Genomic DNA, 22,873 nt, shown 5'->3' on the forward strand with positions numbered 1-22,873 from the left:
AATTAAACAATAAAAAAGGACCACTTGTTAGGCGGTCCTTTTTCGCTCTATAAGGTTTGATTAAACTTTAAAGTCACCCATTGTTTTCGTTAGAGTTTGAGCATGACCTAACACTTGTTTACTGGCTAAATGAGATTGCTCTGCATTACTACTGGTGCTTTGCGCGGCATCAGAAATATTGCTGATACTCGAAGTAATATCGTCACTCACTTCTGCTTGCTGATCCATTGAAGAGGCAATCTGAGTTGCCATATTCGAAATATTACTAATAGAGCTAGCAATACGTGAAAGTGCTTCACTGGCTTGTTCAGCATGTGCCACACTCGCATCCGCTTGTTCACGACTTTGCGCCATCACACTAACAGCTGCATTCGACCCTTTTTGCAACTCAGTAATCATATTTTGGATCTGTTCTGTCGACTCTTGTGTTCTACCGGCCAAGGTTCTCACCTCATCGGCCACAACGGCAAAACCTCGACCTTGCTCACCAGCACGTGCCGCTTCAATCGCAGCATTAAGCGCTAGTAAGTTAGTTTGCTCTGCAATGCCTCGAATTACATCTAGAATACTGCCAACATTCTCAGTATTTTGCTCAAGAGAGACTAAAGCATCAGAAGCTTCACTCACCCCTTTTGCCAAGCTATTAATCGACATCTTACTTTCGTTTACTACTTGCTCAACTTGCTTAGCATCATCATCAGATTGTTTAGCAGCAAGGGCTGCGCTTTCAGCATGATTAGCGACATCTTTTACCGTAGACTGCATTTCAGAAATTGCTTGAGTGATATTGTCGGTTTGTGATTGCAGTTGCTCCATGCCTTTACTGGTTTCGATAGAAGCATAGGTCATCTGCTTACCTTCACTAGAGAGCTGAATTGCTTTGTCATTTGTCTCTATGATGAGATTATGAATACCTGAAATAAAGCGGTTAAAACTACGTGAAATGTCCGATAACTCATCTTTACCCTCTTCAGATAAACGCAAAGTTAAATCTTTAGCGCCATCAGCAATATTACTTAAAGACTGATCAAGTTCATGTAGAGCAGGCAAAATTCGACGGCGTAAGAAGAGAATAGAGCCTACAATTACCACGCCACAAATTAAGCTGCTCATAAGCGCAAGAGAGTGAGTACTTTCATTTACAGCGATAACTTCTTGATCCCCTTCCACTAAAGCTGTTACCAGCTCTGATGCAATAGCATCTAATGAATCAGCTAACTGAGCAGACTTATCATCAAAGCCACCAGCCCCTTTCATTAAGGCATTACCCGCTTCGGTACCCTCTTCGATGTAGGTATAAGCCATTTTCACACCGGCTGCATACATAATATCAAGCTGGCTTTTCAAGGCTTGAATTTCTTGAGCACGCTCTGGCCACATTTGCTCTAATGCGTCAAAGCTTTCAATAGCACCCGCTTTACTCTCATCCGCTTCTGCTAGGGCTTCATCACTTCGCGTTGCGCCAATGTCGGTCAGAAACTGCTGAACTTGTACAACATAATAGCGAGCGTCTTTTATTCTTCCAACAGACTCAGAAGTGAGGGCTTGCTGCCTCATCACATTTTCATTTCGTTCTAACCCTTTTTCGGTAATGGAGAATAATGCCACTAACGAAATCAAGACGACTATGATCACAATACTAATCAACCGATTAATTGTCATACCTAAACCTACTCAGAAAATGTTTTTAGAAATTTTATTCATGTTAGACAAAGTTTTTACATCCGTTAAGCTAAGCTTGTGTAAACTTCACTTAAGAAATGTAAAGTCATTCACTTTTGTCTCCTTTAGTATTTGTAAAATCTATTACCCAAACCTTAAGGTTTTATTAAGGCTATGACATTTCTCAAATATTTGTATTTACACTTTTTTATTCACACGTCACCTCACAAGTGTAAAATTAACTAAATATTCATCATCATTTATCTAATGAGATAGCTGCAAAAATAATAAGGAAGACAGAATGCAACTAGCCATATCCTGTACGGATAGAATAGGGATTGCACAGGATGTGCTAGACGTTTTAGCTCACCATGAAATAGATCTGACAGGTATAGAAATTAACCACCAAGACGATGGTTTCTTTTTAAGCACCATGCAGGTTGAGCTGCCTAGCCTGCAGCTAGTCATGGCAGAAATACGTAAAGTAGAGGGTGTGAAGGATGTCAAAACCACATCTTATTTGCCTATGAGCCATAGTTTAAACGAGTTACAAAACATTATGGATCAGCTCACTGAGCCAGTTTTTAGCATGGATCTAAACTTTAAATTAGTCATGGGTAATCAGGCTGCTAATGCGTTATTTAATTGGCATACAGAAAAGAATAAGCAGATTATTAATTGCCAAGATCACCTTACATTGAAAGCCCTCCCTCATCAGGTAAATCAACCACATTTTGAAAATATTCAAATTAAACAAAGTGCTTTTTTAGCTGACGTAAGACTCATTAATAAAAGTCATTTGGATAGCCATTACCTAGTACGTTTATACCATCCCAAGCAATTAACTAACCTTCTCAGTCACTCACATTCGACGCCTATTTCAGAAGATAACTTTCTAGTTAACAGCCTTAGAATGCGTAAGTTACTGAAAGTAATTGATGTGGCCACACAGTCAGAAGCACAGTTATTAATCAGTGGGGAAACAGGGACAGGTAAAGACCTTCTAGCGAATATGAGCCACAAACAAGGCCCAAGAAAAGATCAAGCTTTTTTAGTATTAAGCTGCGCTACCCTGCCAGATAATGTGGCTGAAAATGAGCTCTTTGGTCATGCCCCTTTTGCTTTTTCGAATGAAGATAGCGAGGGTAAAAAAGGTCTGCTACAACTTGCGGATAAAGGCACTCTATTCTTAGATGAAGTCGGTGATATGTCAGCGGTTCTGCAAGTCAAACTGCTACGTTTTTTAGAGCAAGGTAAGTTTCGTCGCATCGCAGATGAAAAAGAAATTGAAGTGGATGTACGTATCATTTGCGCCACTCAACATGATCTCTTCAAAAAAGTAGAAAGTGGCGAGTTTAGAGAGGACTTATATTACCGCCTTAATGTACTAAGCGTAACCATTCCGCCATTAAGAGAACGTGACAATGAGATTTTATCACTGGCCAGACATTTCATTGAATCTATTTGTTCTGAACAAGGAAAGCCCCTATTAACACTAACTAAAGAATGTGAATCAGCAATCTTAGCTTACCCTTGGCCAGGTAATGTACGCCAACTTAAAAACACCCTGTTGCGTGCTATTAGTATGCTAGATCATGAACAGATTGAGCTTGAAGATCTTGCCTTACCTCAATATCAGCAAGCAACTCAAATGCAGGCTTTAGAACTAGCTGAATTCGAAGGTAGCCTAGAACAAGCTATGAAACAGTTTGAAAGCCAACTATTAAAAAGTTTATACCCTAGTTACCCCAGTTCACGCTTGCTCGCTAAGAAATTAGGCCTTAGCCATACTGCCATCGCAAATAAACTAAAAGAGCATGGCATTACTAAAGGCAAGCTTTCTTAAACATCTCCCAGCTTAATACCTGATATCAAAAAGAGGCACACCTTAAATAGGTCAACATTTAGGTGTGTAATTTCTAATTTACAGCATTTGTAAACTTAAGCTTACAGTTATATTAACGCCTTTAATAAACTGACTCAGCTCAAATTTCCTGATTCAAACTCAGTTTTCATCTTAGTTTTTATTCACTCTTCACTCACCTTTTAAAGTAACTTGATTAAAATTCAACCAAGCGTAAAGCCAAGCTTACAAGTAAGTAATTTTTCACCCCGTATCCACCTCCTAGCCATTACTTTTTTTTTACTCATAAATTCGGTTTATTTAAAAACAACTACAAAAAACAAAAACAAAATATTGCAGGAGATAGACATGAACACGGCTTTAAAAATTGATTACAGCATCAACCCACTAGGCACAGATGGATTTGAATTTGTTGAGTACACAGCAGCAGATGAAAAAGGCATTGCTGACCTTAAAGCCCTATTTGTTTCCCTTGGTTTCACTGAAGTGGCCAAACATAGATCCAAAGAAGTTTGGTTATATCGTCAAAACGATATCAACTTTATCGTTAACTCTGAACCAAATTCTCAGTCAGAAGCTTTTGCTCGTATCCATGGACCAAGTGTTTGTGGCATGGCATTTAGAGTGAAAGATGCAACAGTAGCCATGCAACACGCTCTTGCTAATGGCGCAAAAGAGTTTAGCGGCAACCTAGGTGCAATGGAGCTAAAACTACCCGCTGTATATGGCATTGGCGAAAGTACTCTGTACTTTATCGATCGCTACGGTGATAAGAGCATTTATGACGTGGACTTCAACTTCTACGATGACTATCAAGAAAAAATGCTATCTCACCAAGCTGGCTTGTATGAAGTAGACCACCTTACTCATAACGTCATGCGTGGCAATATGGACCACTGGGCAGGCTTCTATGAAAATATTGGTAACTTCCGCGAAATTCGTTACTTTGATATTGAAGGCAAACTAACAGGACTAGTTAGCCGCGCTATGACTAGCCCTTGCGGTAAAATCCGTATCCCTATCAATGAGTCTTCAGACGATAAATCTCAAATTGAAGAGTTCCTAAACCAGTACAATGGCGAAGGCATTCAACACATCGCCATGTCTAGCTCTGATATCTATGAAACAGTTCGTCAGCTTAAAGCAGGTGGCCTTAAGTTCATGAGCACACCAGATACTTACTACGCAAAAGTAAATGACAGAGTGGTAGGACATGGTGAAAACCTTGCAGACCTACAAGATTTAAATATTTTGATCGATGGAGCACCACTTAAAGATGGTACCTTGCTGCAGATCTTTACTGATACTGTAATTGGCCCTGTCTTCTTTGAAATCATTCAACGTAAAGGTAACGAAGGCTTTGGCGAGGGTAACTTTAAGGCCTTGTTTGAAAGTATCGAAGAAGACCAAATTCGCCGCGGGGTATTAAACGATGCGTAAACCTGCGAGCTTTCCCCACAAGGAAGGTATTACTTCAAATCAGGCCCATGCGGACTTCCCAGAAGAGGCGATTTATGAGAGAGAAGCGGGTCGCAGTGGCTTTTTTGGCCCTGCCACTCAATTCCATCATAAACATGCGCCAACAGGTTGGAGTGAGTGGACCGGGCCACTAAAGCCCAGAGCATTTGATCTAAATAAGTTGGATCTCACCAGTGCTAACCCTTGGCAGCAAAAGCCTGTGCTTAGTAATGCCCACTGTAAAATACGTATGTGGCAACTTGCGTCTAGCATGGATTATTTAGTCAGTAATGCCGACGGTGATGAGTTGCTATTTATTCACCAAGGACAAGGCATTATCTGGAGTGATTATGGCCACCTCACTTTCAGCGAAGGGGATTACATTGTCATCCCACGCTCAACTAAATGGCGTTTAGAGCTAGAAGAAGCAGCACATATCTTAATGATTGAAGCGACTAATGATAGCTATCAACTACCTGAAAAAGGTCTAGTAGGTAACCATGCTATTTTTGATCCTGCAGCCCTACGTATTCCTGCGATCAACCAAGCCTTTTTAGATCAGCAAGATGAGAATACTTGGCAGGTTGAGATCAAACGACACAATCAGGTTTCAATGGTTACCTATCCTTTTAATCCACTAGATGCCCAAGGCTGGCATGGTGATTTAAGTGTATTAGCCATTAACTGGCGTGAAATTCGTCCATTAATGAGTCATAGGTATCACTTACCCCCCTCTGCCCATACGACTTTTGTGGCTGAACGCTTTGTTATTTGTACCTTTGCACCTCGCCCTATTGAAAGTGACCCAGGTGCATTGAAAGTACCTTTTTATCATAACAATGATGATTATGATGAAGTGCTTTTCTACCATGCGGGAGATTTCTTCAGCCGTGACAATATCGATGCAGGCATGATGACATTTCATCCTGCAGGCTTTACCCATGGCCCTCATCCCAAGGCATTTAAAGCAGGCCTTGAGCATAAGAAGAAATTTACTGATGAAGTCGCAGTCATGATAGATACAAGGGATTCTCTAGAAATTGGTGAGATAGCTCATCAAGTAGAAAACCCTAATTATGTTTATAGCTGGCAAGAAAAATAATCAAAAACGACCAACTATAAACAACCCTATTGAGAGAAGATGATCTAGGCAAAATCTTTGGTCTAGATCTCAGAATAAAGGTTCATCCTATGAAACTAGCCACATTAAAAAATACCAGCCGCGACGGTAAACTTATTATTGTTAGCCGTGACCTTAGCGCTGCGGTTGATGCCAGTGATATTGCCCCAACCCTGCAAGCTGCAATTGATAATTGGAATGAAATCAAACCTAGACTAGAGCACAGATATGTTGCTCTTTGCCAAGGCGAAGCACCAAACAGTTTTGCCTTTGATGCAGCAGCTTGTGAATCTCCTCTACCAAGAGCTTATCAATGGGCCGATGGCAGCGCCTATGTTAACCACGTGGAATTAGTACGAAAAGCAAGAAATGCTGAGATGCCAGAAACTTTTTGGCATGACCCACTGATGTACCAAGGTGGCAGCGACCAATTTATTGGCCCATACGACGATATCCAATTAACCGATGAAGCTTGGGGATTAGATTTCGAATCTGAAATCGCAGTAGTGACTCAAGATCTTGCCATGGGAGCGAACACTCAAGCTGCTTCGGAAAGTATTTGTTTATTCATGTTAGTCAACGACGTGTCTCTGCGTAACTTGATTCCAGGTGAGTTAGCAAAAGGCTTTGGCTTTTTCCAGAGCAAGCCTTCTAGTGCGTTTTCTCCAGTTGCAGTTACTCCAGATGAGCTGGGCGAAGCTTGGGATGGTAAGAAACTTCACCTTCCTTTAGTGACCCATTTAAATGGCGAATTATTCGGTAAACCAGAAGCCGGTGTTGATATGACTTTCGACTTCCCTACTTTGGTTAGCCATGCAGCAAAAAGTCGCCCTCTAGGGGCTGGTTGCATTATCGGCTCTGGCACAGTATCAAACTATGATCGTAGTTTAGGTTCTAGCTGCCTTGCGGAAAAACGCATGTTAGAAACAATCGAACTAGGCAAACCTGAAACCGCCTTTATGAAGGTTGGTGATAAGGTACGCATTGAGATGTTTGACCCAGAGGGCAAGAGCATTTTTAGCGCTATCGAGCAGAATGTTGTGGCTTACAAGCCAGCACCTTAGTACTTTTACGATTAGGGCCTAATTAATTGGGCCCTTTTTATTTAGACCTATTTTCATTAAAACAAAACGAATAAATACAAGGGAAAAGCATGCTAACTCTCTATGGTTATTGGCGCAGTTCAGCGGCATATCGAGTCAGAATTGCCCTTAACCTTAAAGGTTTGGAGTATCACTCTAAATCTGTTCATCTTGTAAAAGACGGTGGCCAGCAACATTCAGAAAGCTATCAATCGCTTAACCCCTCTGAGCTTGTCCCAACCTTAGTTGATGGCGAACTTGTGCTAAATCAGTCTATGGCTATCTTGCAATATTTAGACGATGTTTATCCTCAGTATCCCCTTCTACCTGAGGATAAAATACAGAAAGCCAAGATTTTAGCTTTCGCATCAGATATTGCCTGTGAGATGCACCCAATTAATAATTTAAGAGTATTGCAGCATCTAAAATCTTCGTTGGGACACACTCAAGAAGAAGCCGTAAACTGGTATAGACACTGGCTAAAAATAGGCTTTGATACATTAGAAACACGTTTAGCATCTCATGGCGGCAAGTATTGTTTCGCTGATCAAATCTCAATGGCGGATTTAGTACTTGTGCCTCAAGTTTATAATGCCATCAGGTATCAATTAGATATGAAAGCTTACCCTAAGATTCTAGACGTTTATGAGAATTGTTTGTCGTTAGAAGCGTTTTTCAAAGCAGCGCCAGAGCAACAAGAAGACGCAAATTAACGTTTTAATGTTTGGCAAGATACAAAAAAACCGCCACTCTCATGAGTGGCGGTTTTTTTATTCCTTTAGAGACAGTTTAGTCTTCTAATGGAACAACCTTACCAATGTAAGGTAAGTGACGATAGTTTTGAGCGTAATCAATACCGACACCCACTACAAACTCATCAGGGATAGGGAAGCCAACCCACTTAACATCCACTTCCACTTCACGGCGTGATGGTTTATCTAATAATGTACAGATATTGATAGAGTTAGGTTCACGAATGGAAAGAATCTCGCAGACCTTGTTCAGGGTATTACCTGTATCGATAATATCTTCGACAAGGAAAACATCCTTACCTTTAATATCATCATCCAAGTCTTTAAGGATACGAACATCATGAGATGTGGTCATATCATTGCCATAACTTGAAGCAGTCATGAAATCGATCTGGTGAGGAACATCAATTGCGCGAGCTAAATCCGCCATAAAAACAAAAGATCCACGTAGCAAACCCACCATGACGAGGTTGCTGCTGTCTTTATAGTACTCACTAATTTCCTTACCTAATTCATTAATTCTTTGCTGAACTTCCTGTTCAGAAATCATCACATCTACGCGGTGTTTCATTGCTTCTCCACTGATAACGAGGCTGGCCATCATTAATTTGTGTATCACTGTCTTAGGAAAATACGAAAAGTCTGTCCACTTGTTCGAATCCTCACCATTCTAACATCACCAAGCGGGTTTGTTTTTGTTAAATGGGAATTTCATGAGCAATAAATTTCATCATGTAAGTTTTTAAAATGAAAATCACTCTAAATATAACAACTAATCCTCTGTATCTTCGTCTATTTCAGGTCTCTGTGCATGCCAGAAATAATGCTTATAGTGGGTGTTTTCTTCGTAGCCTAAAGCTGAGTACAAGTTCTGCGCTATCATATTATGCTCACCCGTCTCCAGTTCTATACCTTTAGCACCGGTTGTCACCGCATAATCATGTGCAAACACCATAAGTTCCTTTGCACAGCCTTTTCCTCTGGCAGACATTCGCACATAAAGGTCATTCAGAATCCAATATTTCTGCAAGGACACTGAGCTAAAGCCCTGATAAAGGGTAATAAAAGCCTCTAGTTTTTCGTCTTCTATTGCCAAGATAAATACCGCATCTTGGTGATCATATCTCGCCTTAATCCAAGCCTGACTATCTGCTAGTTCTGCCAGATTTTGTAAACTAATAGATGTACTACGGTATTCGTGAAATAGCTTAGATAAAGAGTCGAGATCACTTTCTTTGGCTAGCCGATATTCCATAATCAACCTCCTTTTATAGTCATATGTCAGCTTTAAAGTGTACGTTAGCTAAGACTAAAGACTCAATAAATGAAGAGTAAAAGAGAGGTAAATCGCCTCTTTAGGAAAGAGATGAAGAAAAGAAGTAACTAAAATGACAGAGTTAAGGAACCTGCGAATAAGTCCTCCCACCTCAGCGTGTGGATAAAAGTAACCTAGATTTAAGGCGAGGTGCGCAACTTAATAGTTATTCTATTGATCAGCGCCTCAACATAAAGATAGGGCTTTTAGGCCACGCCCTACGGGTCTTACAGAAAAAAAGTCACCCCGCGTTGTGACTTTTTGAAAGGTACCTACATTACGTCAAAGTCACGCCTTGCTTGACAATTTTTCTGATAAGACTGAGAACAGGTGATTTAATCGAAGGCTCCTTAAGCTTTGCGCTTAATAGAGAAAATAACTTTCGCATCGATGAGGTCGAGGCTTATCCAACCCATTTGTTCGGATGACACACTACGCTGGCCATCACCCACTAACCAAGCCCCTTTCTCTAAACACAGTTGAGTAACGCGTTTTATTATATAGCCATATTCTGGATGCCTCACCAGAATAATGTCGTTCACAGAAATAGAAATATATAGACGAGTGGCGATAACAAAGTCACCAGAGCGTAACGAGGGAAACATGCTGTCACCCTCGACTTTATGGAAGCAGAATATGCCCATTAGATACAATTCGGCTTAAATTGCATCTAACTTAGGATAAACAACAGCTTCAGAAGGTAAATAAGGCGCGATCGCTTTATAAGTTGCCACGCCTTTAGTTAACCAAAATGCTTCGGCAAACTCATTGACTAACTCAAGCAAACCCTGAGCATCATCACGAGACACACCTTGTTTTGCTTTAGAAGCCTGCAGCATGATTTTATGAACTAACTCATGGGTATTCGGCACTTGATCAAATTGAGGTTGCTTAAAATAGTCACCCCAAATGACACGAACCTCTTCTTTCACTTTAAGGCCATGTGCTTCTTTTTCATTTACTAGGCGAATCAGCTGAGCTTGATCCTTGATGGATAAACTCTCTTTTGCGTCCAACTCATTGATTAGATCAACCATACGAATCACAGTTAATGCCGCAATTTGCGCTGTCGCTGGATCATAAATTTTACAAGGGATATCACAATGGGCAGAGACAGTTGCAACTTTTGCCTTACCCACTAGCTTTTTAGTAATGGTATGCAACATAACTAGTCTTCCTTTTTATTAGATTGTGAAAATTTATTCTTAACAGACAAAAATACGCCAACAGCCGCGACACCAAGAATGGCAACTACAGTCAATACATGAATAGGATCACTTAACCAATGGCTATGATCATGGCCAGGATGAGCAAAAGCACTGGAAGAAACTAACGCAGCAAGCGCGATCAATTTAGTACGCAAAATAGAACTCCTTTAGAGTGTTTGATAATTAATGAAGTGACATTCCATGATGATTTTGAGCGGACAAAGCCGCTAATGACGCCTGAAATGCTGACAACTTAAGGTCAGATACTTCATTTTGATTCGCTTTCAAAAAGCGGCACCATTCGTTATGTAGATGAGATGCGCCATGTAAAATGGCATGGGTTTGCTTTTCTGATATCTGGGGTTTGGCATTCGCCGAAATCAAAAAGCTCAATGCATTATCAAAACACTCCCTTGCTTTAATAAAGTCATACAGTGCGAGATGGTTATCTATCGCATTAAAATAACTCACTAACACCGCCGCTATGGCTCTATCTGCATCTAGTTCAAATAGCTGATTAAAATGTCGCTTTGAAAAAAGTAATGCTGAGGTATTTAAATCAAGCGCTTCTCGATAAGCACTCTCTTGAAATGCCCTTCTAGCATGTCGCATTAGCTCTTCCCAATGGGTAATAGGTACATCCATAACAACTCACCAAAACAAATGATAACGAGAATCATTATTATATATAATACTAGCAAGTACAAGATTCAAATTGATGAATATAAGGAAAGCACTTAAGTTCAGCTATTTCGTTACACTAAAAGAATAAAAACTAATACTGTTTATTCACTAACCTAAAGATTAATTTCTAACGACATATTTATAAAATGATCTTCTAAAGAATCAATTATAAAACCAAGGCTATTATAAAAAGCTAAGGCTCTTTTATTTTGGGTAAAACTAGATAATGAGATTTGGTCACAAGCCATACGCCGAGCTTCGTGAATTAAAAAATCCATAGCATGACGCCCCATTCCATTGCCTTGATATTGAGGAAAAATAATCATCAAATGTAGGTGTAAACTGTTCTCTTTTTTACGATAACAAACTAGGCCGATTCTAGTGTGCTTTTCATACAACCAATGATACCAAACTGGATCATAATCATTTCGTAAACGGCCTTGCTGAAAGTCATCATCCCAACCATAGACAGCCTCAACATAGTCAAACAAAGCGTGTTTGACGCTTAAGAAAACCTGCTGGAACTCACTTTCTTTTACAACTTGAGTCCTAATGCTCATTCTGGTCTTTTGCTCCTTGCGTTTGCTTGTTTTACAATCACTTTAAGCTATTGTTTTATATTAATAATTTAAAGTATTCAGATTAAGATATATCAGTATTTTTTGATTAGGGAAAATTAACATGAACACAAATATACCAACAGAAATGACTTTTTTTGAACGTTTTGAAGCTGATATTCTCTCAGGCAAAAAAACTATCACATTAAGAGATGAGTCTGAATCCGACTATCAAGTTAACAGCATAGTGAATGTTAAGACACTAGAAGAGGGTCGTTACTTTTGCAGATTACATATTCTAGAAGTAACACCTGTGCTTTTTGACGAACTAAGTGATTTCCATGCTAATCAAGAAAACATGTCGTTGGATCAACTCAAATCCGTTATCCAAGATATTTACCCAGGCATTAGTCAGCTTTATATGATCAATTATCAGCTCGAAACTTGAGGAACCTGTGAATAAGTCCTCCCGACTCAGCGTGAGGATAAAAATCGCTAGATTTATGACGAGGAGCGCAACTTAATAGTCATTCTATTGATAAGGTCCTCAATATAAAGGTAGAGCTTTTAGACCACGCCCTTCGGGCCTTTCAGAAAAAGTAGCACCCTGCGTTGTCCCTTCTTGAAAGGCACCTATATTACTTCAAAGTGACGCCTTGATTGATACTTTTTCAGAAAAGACTGGGAAGAGGTGACTTTATCGCAGGCTCCCTAAGCTAACCTGTTTACAAACCATACGCCGAGCTTGTTGAATTAAAAAATCCATAGCATGACGCCCCATTCCATTGCCTTGAAATTGAGGAAAAATAATCATCAAATGTAGGTGTAAACGGTTCTCTTTTTTACGATAGCAAACTAGGCCGACTCTAGTGTTCTTTTCATACAACCAATGGTACCAAACTGGCCCATAATCATTTCGTAAACGGTTCTGCTGAAAGTCACCATCCCAACCATAGACTGCTTCAATATAGTCAAACAAAGCTTGCTTGACGCTTGAGAAAATCTGCTGGAACTCACTTTCTTTTACAGCTTGGATTCTAATTTTCATATTAAGAGATTTGTAATTAATCAATTAACCTGTTGTTTTATATTTATTAAATTAAAGTGATAGAGGCTAAAACAGATATTACAACTTAATCGATATTCTACTACTTAAGCTTTCAAAACTTAGACGCATGCTAGCTTCCCCTCTGATGTTAGGTTATTCTTGCACAAATAAATTTAACTTAAATTTGAGCGTCAGTTTGGTATCTATATAGACTTTCAAGAGCACCAAAACTAACCTTATCAAACAATATGAATTGAGATAGCAGAAAAGTTTAAATATTATATAAACAAATCTGTTTAGGCCCTCAGAAGGACGAAATAACTTGAAAAGATCAACATCTCTTCTATCACCAAGATTTGAAGATAATAAAAAATCTTGGATCCCTCAATCTAGATCGACAATAAAGACTATAAATAAAATCACTGACATTATAAAAAATGATGATAGTGCACAAATAAGTCATAAAAACTGTCCTCTATGTGGAAGCAATGTATCAACAATAATTTCACAAAAAGATAGGTATGGGCTCCCCCTAGATACTCAAATTTGCTCACAATGTGGATTAGTTTATTCATCAAAGTATTTTTCACCTAAATTTGCTGCCGACTTTTATAATAAATACTCTATTGCTTTTAAAACTATCAACAAAACTCCTGATGAACTTTTTTTACAACGGACTCATCAAACAGCATATTGCTGGAGTCGGTTTAATTATGTAAAAAATACTCTTGGGGATAACTTCGATAAAATTAACTCCGTTGTTGAAATAGGTTGCTGTGATGGAGCTAACTTATTCCCATTTTTTAAGAATGGCAAAAATGTTCAAGGATGCGATTTCGATGAGCAGCGACTAATTGAAGGAAGGAGAGCGGGATTAAAATTATTTTCAGGTGATTATTCGACTCTATTAAAAAATGGTGTGAAAGCGGACCTTATTATATTATCCCATGTAGTAGAACATTTTGGTGAGTTATTTAATCCTATAAAACAACTTAAAGAAATTCTAAGTCCTGGAGGATATATTTACATTGAAGTTCCAGGCTTGAAAGGGTGTAATCGAAAAACATCTCAATTTATCAACATAGATGGTTACCCAAGCTCAAATGACCTTCTTCCCTATCTTCAGCTGGAACATAATTATTGTTTTGACCTAACTACATTAAAAGCTACGGTTGAAAAATGTGGCTATGAAATGATATCCGGAGATGAAATAGTTAGATCAATTTTCATATCTAAAAATAACGAATGTGATTCAGAAAAAAGCATTATCAATTTTAAAAACAGAGGTGCAGAAGTTTATAATTATTTGATGGATGTTGAATCAGATTATTGTTCAGAAAACCCGTGGTACAAAAGAAAGCTGAGATCCCTCTACTATTGGCTTAAACTCCACCTAAAAAACAAATAATAACAAAGTTTTAAAGGCTATTGTTACGTAATTTGATAGCCTTTTATACAATACTCTACTTCATTTTTAATTTATAGCTTTTTAAAACTCTTAACTAAAAGTTTAACACTAAAATATAACAATCATTATATTTTCTAAGCTAATAACTCAATATAGTTTATTAAATCTGAATAATATAACCATACCATATTTTAACTTCTCTCCCTAAAGTTATAACATTAATAATCTCTTAACGAAAAGCAATCAATACTAGCTACTCCTTTTCTAAACACTGCTTATATACAGAATAGTCAATTTCACTTCATAGGTAAGATAGCTTTCAATAAATACAAGAAAACATATAAAAATACTAACTCAAATCTTTTATCCAAGATATTTACCCAAGTATTAGTCAGCTTTATATGATTAGTTATCAACTAGAAGCTTAAGCAAAAGCCCAATTTAATTCGATAAATTGATAACTATTATCGCGATCGATAGCGCCACTCACTAAGGCGCTTTTTTAACAAAAACTCTCTTTACCCTCTTAATCCACTCTCTATATTAAGTTCACGAACATAAGCCTATTCTTGCTGTCGCTACCTTACTTATTCTTGACGCTTTAAATCCGTACCTACCTATATTCCCTTCTGTTTTTATTCGCTTTATTTAAATTGATTTTATCCAACCTGAAACTTACTCAGATATAGCTCAAAACCCCATCTAAAAAATAAAAAAGCAAGTTAAGAGAAAATTAAGTGGTAATTTTACAACAAAATAGACATCTCAAAATACTGAATCGAGATCATAAATTATCTTTGAAAATTATACAGTTAAGAATAAATTAAGATAAGCCATTAATTTAAAAGGAAAAATTAAGAAGAAAATAAGTAAGAAATAAGATTGTCTAAGATTTTTCATTATGTAAATTTAATAAGGGCAGGTTGCTAGAAAAATAATAACAACCAATAAAACATAATAAAAATACATACCGAGGTAACATAGAAATGAAAAAAACCGCCCTTAATCTTGCTGTCGCTAGCTGCTTATTAACTTTTGGATATGCATCCGCAGCCCCTACATTCGACGCCGATATCGAGATAGATACAGACCGAGTGAACGCCGACACTGGTGGCACTACGTTTGACCAAAACGGTCGAGTTGCTCTCTATGTATCTGACTCAAAAACATCTGGTGAGAACTTCATTAGTGCCAAAGGCGCAGTACTTCTCTCAACCGATGGCACCACCTCTGTTGATGACTCTTACATACAAATAGGTAATAGCACTTACGACATTCAAGTGGGTCGTTTCGAAGCAATCAACCTCTTCCCTCTAGGAAAAGACACGATAGTAGAACATGCAGGTGATGTGAGCGTTTACCAAGGTAGCATGGCTAGAGGCCGCGCGGGTGATGACGGCGGACAAATCGCAATAAACATTACATCAAGCGAAGCATTATCTTTTCAAATAAACACCATTTACGGCGACGATGATTCTAGCGGTGATAACAAGACAGCTTTCTCTGGCATTCGCCCAACAGTAACTTATGAAACAGAAAGCGTTACCCTATCCGCAGGTTTTGAGCAGGTAAAATACGATGGCACGACAACAGCATCTGATGTGAACAAGTCAGGCGTATCTGTCACTGCTGCTTTTGAACTGGGCGATGCTGATATCAATGTTTCTTTCGCCAACATGAACGACGATGAAACAAATCAAACTGTTACCTCATACTCTGCCAACCTAACTCAGGACGACTTTGGTATGGGTGTTATCGCATCAGATGAAGACAACGCGACTGGCAATGACCCTAGTGTGTTAACAACTTACCTTGCCTATACCTTACCTGTATTTGATATTGATGATGCTAGCGTTACTTTGGCAGGCTCCTACTCTAAAGCAAGCGATGTTTCTTCAGGCACAAATGACACAACACTAGCAACTAGAGTTCGTTTCAACTATGCCTTCTAAGCATTCTTAGCAGTATTGTTAAAGTGCAAAAAACCATTGACGTTTTCGCACCTTAACACGCTGTTATTTGAATTTGTATAAGCAATACATAGAACGCGTAAGAGCAGTATCTGGCCTTACCCCTTTTGGCCAGATACTGAGCTTGTCTTAACTAAATAGCGATTAACTAAACGGCTATCAACCCAAAACATGCATTAACTCAAAGCAACCGAAGCCTTCTATTTAAGCGCTTAGTGAGACAACAAAGATTGTGCCTCATCTAACACCTGATCCATGACGGTTAGAATCATCTCTACATCTAAAGCCTCTATAGTCAAAGGCGGTCTGATTTTTAGAATATTATCAGCAGGACCTTCCGTCCCCATTAAAATTCGCTCTTCTCGCATGCGGTTTTTAACATAATCAGCCACTTGTGTTGCAGGCTCTCGTGTTTCTCGATTAGTCACCAGATCCAAGCCAATAAACAAACCACACCCTCTAACATCACCGATTAACGCATGCTTTTCTTGCAAACCTTTAAGACCATTAATCAACTCATTTCCCATGAGCCTAGCATTCTCCATCAAGCCTTCATCATCCACAATATCCAATACTTCCTTACCAATACGACAAGACAAATTAGATCCGCCAAATGTTGAAAAGTACTCAGGCCCTTTTGCAAAACTTTGTGCGATATCACGGCGAGTTACCAAAACACCTATGGGGTGACCATTCCCAATGGGTTTGCCCATCACCACAATATCCGGTGTTACTTCTTGCTGCTCAAAAGCAAAATAGTATTCACCCAAACGACCCAAAGCTGTTTGAACCTCATCAGCGATACACACACCACCAGCATTACGAATACGCTGATAAACCTCAGATAAGTAGCCTTTTGGAGGAATAATTTGGCCTCCAACACTTGGAAAGGTTTCAGCAATAAAGCCAGCCAGCTTTCCACTTCTCTTCTTGATAGAATCAATTGCATCACCCACTTGGGCTGCATATTTTTGCGCCCTTTGAGGATCATTTACACGATACGGCCCTCGATATTCATCTGCCACATCCACTAGCTGAACCCAGTCCACCTGACCAACACCACCTTTGGCATTAAACTTATACGCCGAGATATCAATCGCTCCAGTAGTATTACCATGATAACCATGATCTGGCGTGACCATATCTTTACCGCCGGTATGCGCTCGTGCCAACCTTAAAGCCAGTTCATTCGCCTCAGTCCCCGAGTTTACAAAAAAGCATACATCCAACTCTTTGGGCATTTTTGCTAGGATTTTTTCGGCAAATTCAGTTTGAGCCGGATGTAAGTATCGAGTATTTGAATTCATCCTTAATAACTGATCAGCCGCAACAGCCTGAATACGGGGATGAGCATGTCCAACATGAGGCACATTATTATACGAATCTAAATAAGGGCGCCCCCACTCATCAAACAAATGATGACGCCAACCGCGCAAGAACATCACAGGCTCCGCATAAGTCAACTTAAGGTTTTCACCAAAATGGGCTTGGCGCTTATCTAACACACTGACTTTTTGTGTACCTTGATATTCGGTTTTATCATCCTCTAGATTTAGCAATGCAGCTGGATTAGGACAAAGCGAGTTATACAAAACTAACTCTTCAGGGTCAGCCACGCCCGGCCAGTTATCACCCATTCCCTTAGTTGTTAATGCTAATTGAAAGTGCAAATGAGGGTTCCAGCCACCGTTAGAGTTTAATCCGCCTAAGCGTGCAAAAGCCTCGCCCTTTTCTAGCATTTGACCTTCAACTAAAGATGCCATTGATTCTGAATCTAAATGCCCGTACAAGGTATAAAAAAGGTCACCTTCTTCAGTCGTATGCGCCAAGATAACCATTCCACCATAATCCAAATAATCGCTTCGATACTCACTAAATGCGACTGTGGCAGCCATAGGTGCACGCACCTCTAAGCCGGCTGGACCAAAAGCATCAACACCAATATGCACAGTACGACGATTACTGGCTTTATATCTTCCTTTTCTGAAAGCTTTATCTGTATAAACTAATCTAGGCTCATTATAAAAACCAAGCCAAACGCCCTCCTCAGCCCGGTAACTTCCACCAAGGTCTTCCGCCTCTTTTCCGGTTAACTCAAATGGATTTTGTGGACAGACACTCTTCTCCACAGAAAGGCTACGCATACTCGCATCAGCTAAATCAACACCCAAAACAAGTGCAAAATTACCCCGCTCATTATCTAACCATCGCATAATTCGAGGGGCACTATCAGTAACAGGGAAACCACAAACGAGCCTCAAACGGCCAATAAGTAGGTGCTGATTTACTTTGTTTTCTTCTAGAAACTGCCAAGCGGCATGCTGACTAATCGTAATATAGGGATCATCAGGGTTTTGCAGAGATTCAAGACTAGAGTTGACCACACTGACAGCCAAACGCATTCTCAGTAAAGGCCATAAAAAGGATAACTCGTGGGCTGTTAAAGGGTTTTTAGCATGATATCCTGCAACTAAAGCTTCTAGTGCCTGCTCAGGTTGAGCTTGCCCAAGCACGACATAAGCCGCTGTAATGGCTAAATTGCAAATTCTGGGGCTAGCACACATATCCCCCAAATCAATCAAACCTGACACTTTCGCCTGCTCAGTCAAAGACCCTGATACGATAATATTGTAATCATTAACGTCATTATGGATAGCTTGCTGCTTAAGGCTCGCCAACTTAGGCGTTAGCTCTTGGTACTGAAACAATATATCACTGACAAGTTGTCGCCTTGTCGGATTTTGAAGAATAGATAACTCATCTGCAATCCAAGCCGCCGACATAAGGTTCCACTTAAAATCACGAACCAAAGCCGCATGATCAAACCCGAGCCAAGCTTTATCCAGTGAACCCACCACTTCACCAAGATTATAAATAAGAGATAAACTTTGCGGTTTAAAGGTCGCATAGGTTTTACCGACTAACTTCTCTTGTAGCCAGACAATTCGCTCTTCTCCATCTGGCCCATTCACACTAAGATATAGCTCACCTTTAATAGAGGGAATCACTTTGGGTACCGGTATTGAAGCCGTGTGCTCAGACAAATATTGAAGGGCACTGGTTTGTAAATCGATAAAACCTTCATCACAGCCAACACGCATCACCTTTAAAATAGCTGGAACATCCCCTTCCACTAAGAAGTTAAGATCATACTCCCCATCAAGCTGTGTTAAATCTCCGTCGATTTGCCATATCTCTCGTAATAAATCAGTCCAATACGACACCATAGTGAAACCCCTTATACAAAGTGAAAAGTCTTTCAAACATACTAATTCGCTAGACACACGATGAATAATATCTATTTTCTAGTAGGGCTATCGGTTAAACCTATAGCAAAGAAATCAGCGAACTAGAGCAGAGTGTAATTTTCTACAGACATAAAAAAAGGCACCAAATGGTGCCTGAGGCTGCAACAATTTTATCTTATATCTTAAGACTCGATGAAAGCATAATAAACTAGCCTCACCATCATTGCCGGCGCACTGCCAATCATCCTTTTCTATGAGAGAGAAGTAATCTGAGAGCAAGCTCTCTTGGCCAATAAGTTAATCGAGCAAATTAAGTGTAGTTCAACTTTCTAATTTAGCGATTGCTAAAACAGACATAAGCTCAATCGAGCAAACCCACCAAAAATGAAAGCCCAAAAAGGGAAAGTGAAAGGAGGAACACCTCAGATAAGCTCAATAATCCAACTTATCTGAGTGAATAATAGATAAGGCCTAGCGACGCTGATTTAGCTCCAATTGTAAATCGGCCAAAATAGACTCTAATTTTTGAGCCTCTTGTTTTACTGACAGAGCAATATGCTTTTCCTTTTTCCATACTAAAAGGCAGGTAAAAGCAAAAATAATACAAGAGAAAATAACCGTTAACATATTGAGCAATGAGAGAATAATCACACCATTAAAAGCCAAATATGAAGGAGAGCTATAAGTAAACCTATCCATGATAGGGTCAATCTTATGTGTCCATATCGAACCTTGCATAGCACTATGCTGAAACATCTGACCGATTAAATCTGGCACAAAAAACACAAAACTAGAAAGAACAAACACCCAACCAAATAGGCACTTACTTCTCTTCAAACTCGTTTGACCTGCTTCCATAATATACTCTTACCACCTAAATCTTAATGCATCCGAGCATAACTAAAACATTACAAAGTTGCACATAACTTTACTTATGAGGCGATAGTACATTAAAAAACTTACCTTTGTACACAAAACAAACAATTATTTTAAACTAGGTCTTGGCTAACTTCAGTTTTTTAAAGCTTTACCTTTATTTTTCGAATGAAGTTATCAACTTTTTCCTTAGTGAGCTTTTCACTTTCATATAGGGATAACATTTTAAACTTACAATTACTGGCGCAAGCACCCAATAATGCGAGCTTTAGCACTTTCCTCACAGGTCTTCTTAAAATAAATACATCAACTCACCAAGATGAGCCAAGTGTTGTAACCACTTTCATTTCTTTTAAGTTATCTAAACCCTGTTTGATCGGCCCAAAATCAGAAGCGTGATCATAAGCATGCACAGGAGCCCAAACACGATCAAACCAACCTTTCAAAATCGCGGGAAAACCAAACCACCAAGTAGGGAAAATAAGTACTAAGGATTCTGACGTTTTCAATTATTCAATGTCATCTTTACCTTTTCGATATCATCTAAAAGTAAATAAGTCAGTCCACTGGCAGAAAAATTAGTTGAAGTATCGCTAAATTTTTTATTTTCTTAAGAAAAAGTGCTCAAAATAGCAATAACGAAAAATAAAGCATAAGGCATAAAACTTCTTTGTTACTTATAATAGACTAAACTAAGCGTAAAATTTTATAGCTGAGTTTTACTTATAGAATAATTAGTATCACTTTTTGGTATTAAGTAAATATTTGAGGATGGAAATAAATTTTCAAAGAATATAATATACTTTAAATAAAGCACTCACATTGAGCGCTACTCTCTTTATTAAAAAAGGCATCAAACGATGCCTAAATAAAATATTACTACATTGCACACTAATCTAAATTTTTTACACTTAATACCTTTATAATCAAATATGAATAATGACTAAAATAAAATATCATTCTATTTTATTTATCTCATCCTTACCCCTTCCTGTTTTAAGCACTTTAGAAATAGTATTTCTTATTGCATTATCAATTAGGCCAACAAATCTCTTGCTAGTTTCACCAGGCCTACCAGTAAAAGAAGTTACATGGAAGTAATCAGCTCCACTTGGAGACTCATTAGAAAAATAATAATTTGATACGCAGCAACGTGAGGCAGAAGAGGTAACAGGGCTTACCGAGTGCCAAGAGCTATCGTTAGTCTCCATAACAACCAACCTATTAAACCTAGATACAATAGTATTCGGTACTGTAACATCAGAATTCCATAATTCAAAATTCCCCCCATCTTCTAGCTTCCAGTTTGGCGTTACATAATAAAGAAGATTTAAGCGTCTATACATTTTCCTATCACCATCATGGCTGTTGTCTATATGAGGGTTAAGAAAATCACCAGGAAACATCATTGATAACCCTCCAGCATATAAGCTAGAGTCAGCATGTAAGCTTTTCATATCAATAGCACTCGAAATTTCTTCAATAACATCTGAAAATTGAAATGCAGTAGTAACATCACCTAAAAGAGTAGATGTTTTAGCTAATTCAGCTAAAGTACTTTTCCTTTCTCTAAAGCTTTCTCTTTTGTGAAAAGCTTCACCATCTTTAGGAAAAGCATCAAAAATTAAGCTTGCAATTTCCACAGGCAAAAGGTCGTCAATATAAAAGTATCTTGTCGCGGTTCCTTCTGGAGAAGACCATTGCTTCTTAATATCATCATTTTTTTCTTTCAACTTATCTATAATAAGCTTTTTTAGTGAATCTTGATTTATGACTATACCCATCAATTTCAGCCCTTATGAGTCAATAATTTATAATTATAAACAGAAGCACATATTTTATTGAATACAAATAGAAAGAAAAAATAGCCTCTTTAATAAAAAGAACGCTATTTATTCTATATCATATCAAACAAATACAGAAAGCTTCCCGCTTAACATGCTACAAGGTTTACAAACAATACTTTACCAAACAGCACCTTTCACTCGCATATAACAGATGCATTTAAACAAATTTTGATATTCTCCATGGCCTACAAGAAAAAACAACTATCTTAGTGGTATTACCTCCCTCGCACTGAGATTGAGCAATTTTCGTACATCAGAAAAGGAAGTGCTATTACATTTAGCTGCATATCTGATCTAGCTCCAACTGTAAGTCAGCCAAAATAGACTCTAATTTTTGCGCACCTTGTTTTACCAACAAAGTCTCATACTTTTCCTTTTTAGAAATTAAAAGACAGGTTAAAACAAAATAGTACAAGAAAGATAACCGTTAACATATTGAGCAATGAGAGAATAATCACACCATTAAAAGCCAAAGATGAAGGAGAGCTATAAGTAAACCTATCCATGATAGGGTCAATCTTATGTGTCTATATCTAACCTTAAGTAGCACTATGCTGAAACATCTAGCCAATTAAATCCAGCACAAAAAACACAAAACTGGAAAGAATAAACACCCGACCAAATAGGCATTTACTTTTCTCCAAACTCGTTTGACCTGCTTCCATAATATACTCTTACCATCTAAACCTTAATGTATCCAAGCACAACCAAAACATTAAAAATACCTTACAGAACTTTACTCTGAGGCGATCGTACATTAAAAAACTTACCTTT

21 protein-coding genes are annotated in these 22,873 nt (G+C 38.6%); 8 read left to right on the forward strand and 13 right to left on the reverse strand.

What is annotated here, in order from left to right:
* Positions 1–60: 60 nt before the first annotated feature.
* Positions 61–1,662 carry a methyl-accepting chemotaxis protein gene (locus TW85_RS12930; protein WP_052702151.1) on the reverse strand — a complete coding sequence of 534 codons (1,602 nt, stop codon included), beginning with the start codon at positions 1,660–1,662 and terminating at the stop codon, positions 61–63.
* 301 nt (positions 1,663–1,963) lie between these two features.
* Between TW85_RS12930 and TW85_RS12935 the strand changes: the two genes are divergently transcribed.
* The 5 genes from TW85_RS12935 to maiA all read left to right on the forward strand — a co-directional run bounded on the left by TW85_RS12935 (position 1,964) and on the right by maiA (position 7,899).
* The gene (locus TW85_RS12935) at positions 1,964–3,508 is read left to right on the forward strand and encodes a sigma 54-interacting transcriptional regulator (RefSeq protein ID WP_046017545.1); all 1,545 of its coding nucleotides are present in this window, start codon (positions 1,964–1,966) and stop codon (positions 3,506–3,508) included.
* Between the two features lie 366 nt (positions 3,509–3,874).
* A complete protein-coding gene (gene hppD / locus TW85_RS12940) occupies positions 3,875–4,966 on the forward strand; it encodes a 4-hydroxyphenylpyruvate dioxygenase (RefSeq protein ID WP_046017546.1) in 1,092 nt (363 codons plus the stop codon).
* Positions 4,959–6,086, forward strand: coding sequence for a homogentisate 1,2-dioxygenase (locus TW85_RS12945; protein WP_046017547.1), 1,128 nt, complete (start codon positions 4,959–4,961; stop codon positions 6,084–6,086). The genes hppD and TW85_RS12945 overlap by 8 nt, the downstream gene beginning before the upstream one ends.
* 89 nt (positions 6,087–6,175) lie before the next feature.
* Complete coding sequence (locus TW85_RS12950) at positions 6,176–7,168, forward strand: fumarylacetoacetate hydrolase family protein (protein WP_046017548.1); 993 nt, start codon at positions 6,176–6,178, stop codon at positions 7,166–7,168.
* An 89-nt stretch (positions 7,169–7,257) separates the two neighbouring features.
* The gene (maiA, locus tag TW85_RS12955) at positions 7,258–7,899 is read left to right on the forward strand and encodes a maleylacetoacetate isomerase (RefSeq protein ID WP_046017549.1); all 642 of its coding nucleotides are present in this window, start codon (positions 7,258–7,260) and stop codon (positions 7,897–7,899) included.
* A gap of 76 nt (positions 7,900–7,975) precedes the next feature.
* On the opposite strand, the gene hpt is transcribed toward maiA, so the two are convergent.
* The 7 genes from hpt to TW85_RS12990 all read right to left on the reverse strand — a co-directional run bounded on the left by hpt (position 7,976) and on the right by TW85_RS12990 (position 11,705).
* Complete coding sequence (gene hpt, locus TW85_RS12960; protein WP_046017550.1) at positions 7,976–8,509, reverse strand: hypoxanthine phosphoribosyltransferase; 534 nt, start codon at positions 8,507–8,509, stop codon at positions 7,976–7,978.
* Positions 8,510–8,710: 201 nt separating this feature from the next.
* Entirely contained in the window at positions 8,711–9,193 is a 483-nt protein-coding gene (locus TW85_RS12965; protein ID WP_046017551.1) for a GNAT family N-acetyltransferase, read from the reverse strand.
* A gap of 410 nt (positions 9,194–9,603) precedes the next feature.
* Positions 9,604–9,897 (reverse strand): S24/S26 family peptidase, encoded by a 294-nt coding sequence (locus TW85_RS12970; RefSeq protein WP_082827828.1) that lies wholly within the window; start codon positions 9,895–9,897, stop codon positions 9,604–9,606.
* Positions 9,898–9,912: 15 nt separating this feature from the next.
* Entirely contained in the window at positions 9,913–10,419 is a 507-nt protein-coding gene (gene sodN / locus TW85_RS12975) for a superoxide dismutase, Ni (RefSeq protein ID WP_046017553.1), read from the reverse strand.
* Positions 10,420–10,421: 2 nt separating this feature from the next.
* On the reverse strand, positions 10,422–10,616 hold the full coding sequence (locus tag TW85_RS12980; RefSeq protein ID WP_052702153.1) for a hypothetical protein: 195 nt from the start codon (positions 10,614–10,616) through the stop codon (positions 10,422–10,424).
* 28 nt (positions 10,617–10,644) lie between these two features.
* Positions 10,645–11,106, reverse strand: coding sequence for a hypothetical protein (locus TW85_RS12985; protein WP_046017555.1), 462 nt, complete (start codon positions 11,104–11,106; stop codon positions 10,645–10,647).
* A gap of 152 nt (positions 11,107–11,258) precedes the next feature.
* Entirely contained in the window at positions 11,259–11,705 is a 447-nt protein-coding gene (locus tag TW85_RS12990; RefSeq protein WP_046017556.1) for a GNAT family N-acetyltransferase, read from the reverse strand.
* A gap of 121 nt (positions 11,706–11,826) precedes the next feature.
* Between TW85_RS12990 and yqfB the strand changes: the two genes are divergently transcribed.
* Positions 11,827–12,150, forward strand: coding sequence for a N(4)-acetylcytidine aminohydrolase (yqfB, locus tag TW85_RS12995; protein ID WP_202904859.1), 324 nt, complete (start codon positions 11,827–11,829; stop codon positions 12,148–12,150).
* A gap of 249 nt (positions 12,151–12,399) precedes the next feature.
* On the opposite strand, the gene TW85_RS13000 is transcribed toward yqfB, so the two are convergent.
* The gene (locus TW85_RS13000; protein ID WP_052702155.1) at positions 12,400–12,750 is read right to left on the reverse strand and encodes a GNAT family N-acetyltransferase; all 351 of its coding nucleotides are present in this window, start codon (positions 12,748–12,750) and stop codon (positions 12,400–12,402) included.
* 322 nt (positions 12,751–13,072) lie between these two features.
* Between TW85_RS13000 and TW85_RS13005 the strand changes: the two genes are divergently transcribed.
* Positions 13,073–14,158 (forward strand): methyltransferase domain-containing protein, encoded by a 1,086-nt coding sequence (locus TW85_RS13005; RefSeq protein ID WP_046017557.1) that lies wholly within the window; start codon positions 13,073–13,075, stop codon positions 14,156–14,158.
* Positions 14,159–15,144: 986 nt separating this feature from the next.
* Complete coding sequence (locus TW85_RS13010) at positions 15,145–16,110, forward strand: carbohydrate porin (protein ID WP_046017558.1); 966 nt, start codon at positions 15,145–15,147, stop codon at positions 16,108–16,110.
* 230 nt (positions 16,111–16,340) lie between these two features.
* Here TW85_RS13010 and TW85_RS13015 read toward each other — a convergent pair whose 3' ends face one another.
* From TW85_RS13015 to TW85_RS13030, 4 genes are all read right to left on the reverse strand, one after another.
* Entirely contained in the window at positions 16,341–19,355 is a 3,015-nt protein-coding gene (locus tag TW85_RS13015; RefSeq protein WP_046017559.1) for an aminotransferase class III-fold pyridoxal phosphate-dependent enzyme, read from the reverse strand.
* Positions 19,356–19,847: 492 nt separating this feature from the next.
* Positions 19,848–20,234, reverse strand: coding sequence for a hypothetical protein (locus TW85_RS13020; protein WP_046017560.1), 387 nt, complete (start codon positions 20,232–20,234; stop codon positions 19,848–19,850).
* Between the two features lie 329 nt (positions 20,235–20,563).
* A complete protein-coding gene (locus TW85_RS26340; RefSeq protein WP_052702157.1) occupies positions 20,564–20,761 on the reverse strand; it encodes an NAD(P)H-dependent oxidoreductase in 198 nt (65 codons plus the stop codon).
* 447 nt (positions 20,762–21,208) lie between these two features.
* Positions 21,209–22,036, reverse strand: coding sequence for a 2OG-Fe(II) oxygenase (locus tag TW85_RS13030; protein WP_046017561.1), 828 nt, complete (start codon positions 22,034–22,036; stop codon positions 21,209–21,211).
* Between the last annotated feature and the right edge of the window lie 837 nt (positions 22,037–22,873).

Source organism: Marinomonas sp. S3726, assembly GCF_000967665.1.
In the GTDB taxonomy this organism is placed as follows: domain Bacteria; phylum Pseudomonadota; class Gammaproteobacteria; order Pseudomonadales; family Marinomonadaceae; genus Marinomonas.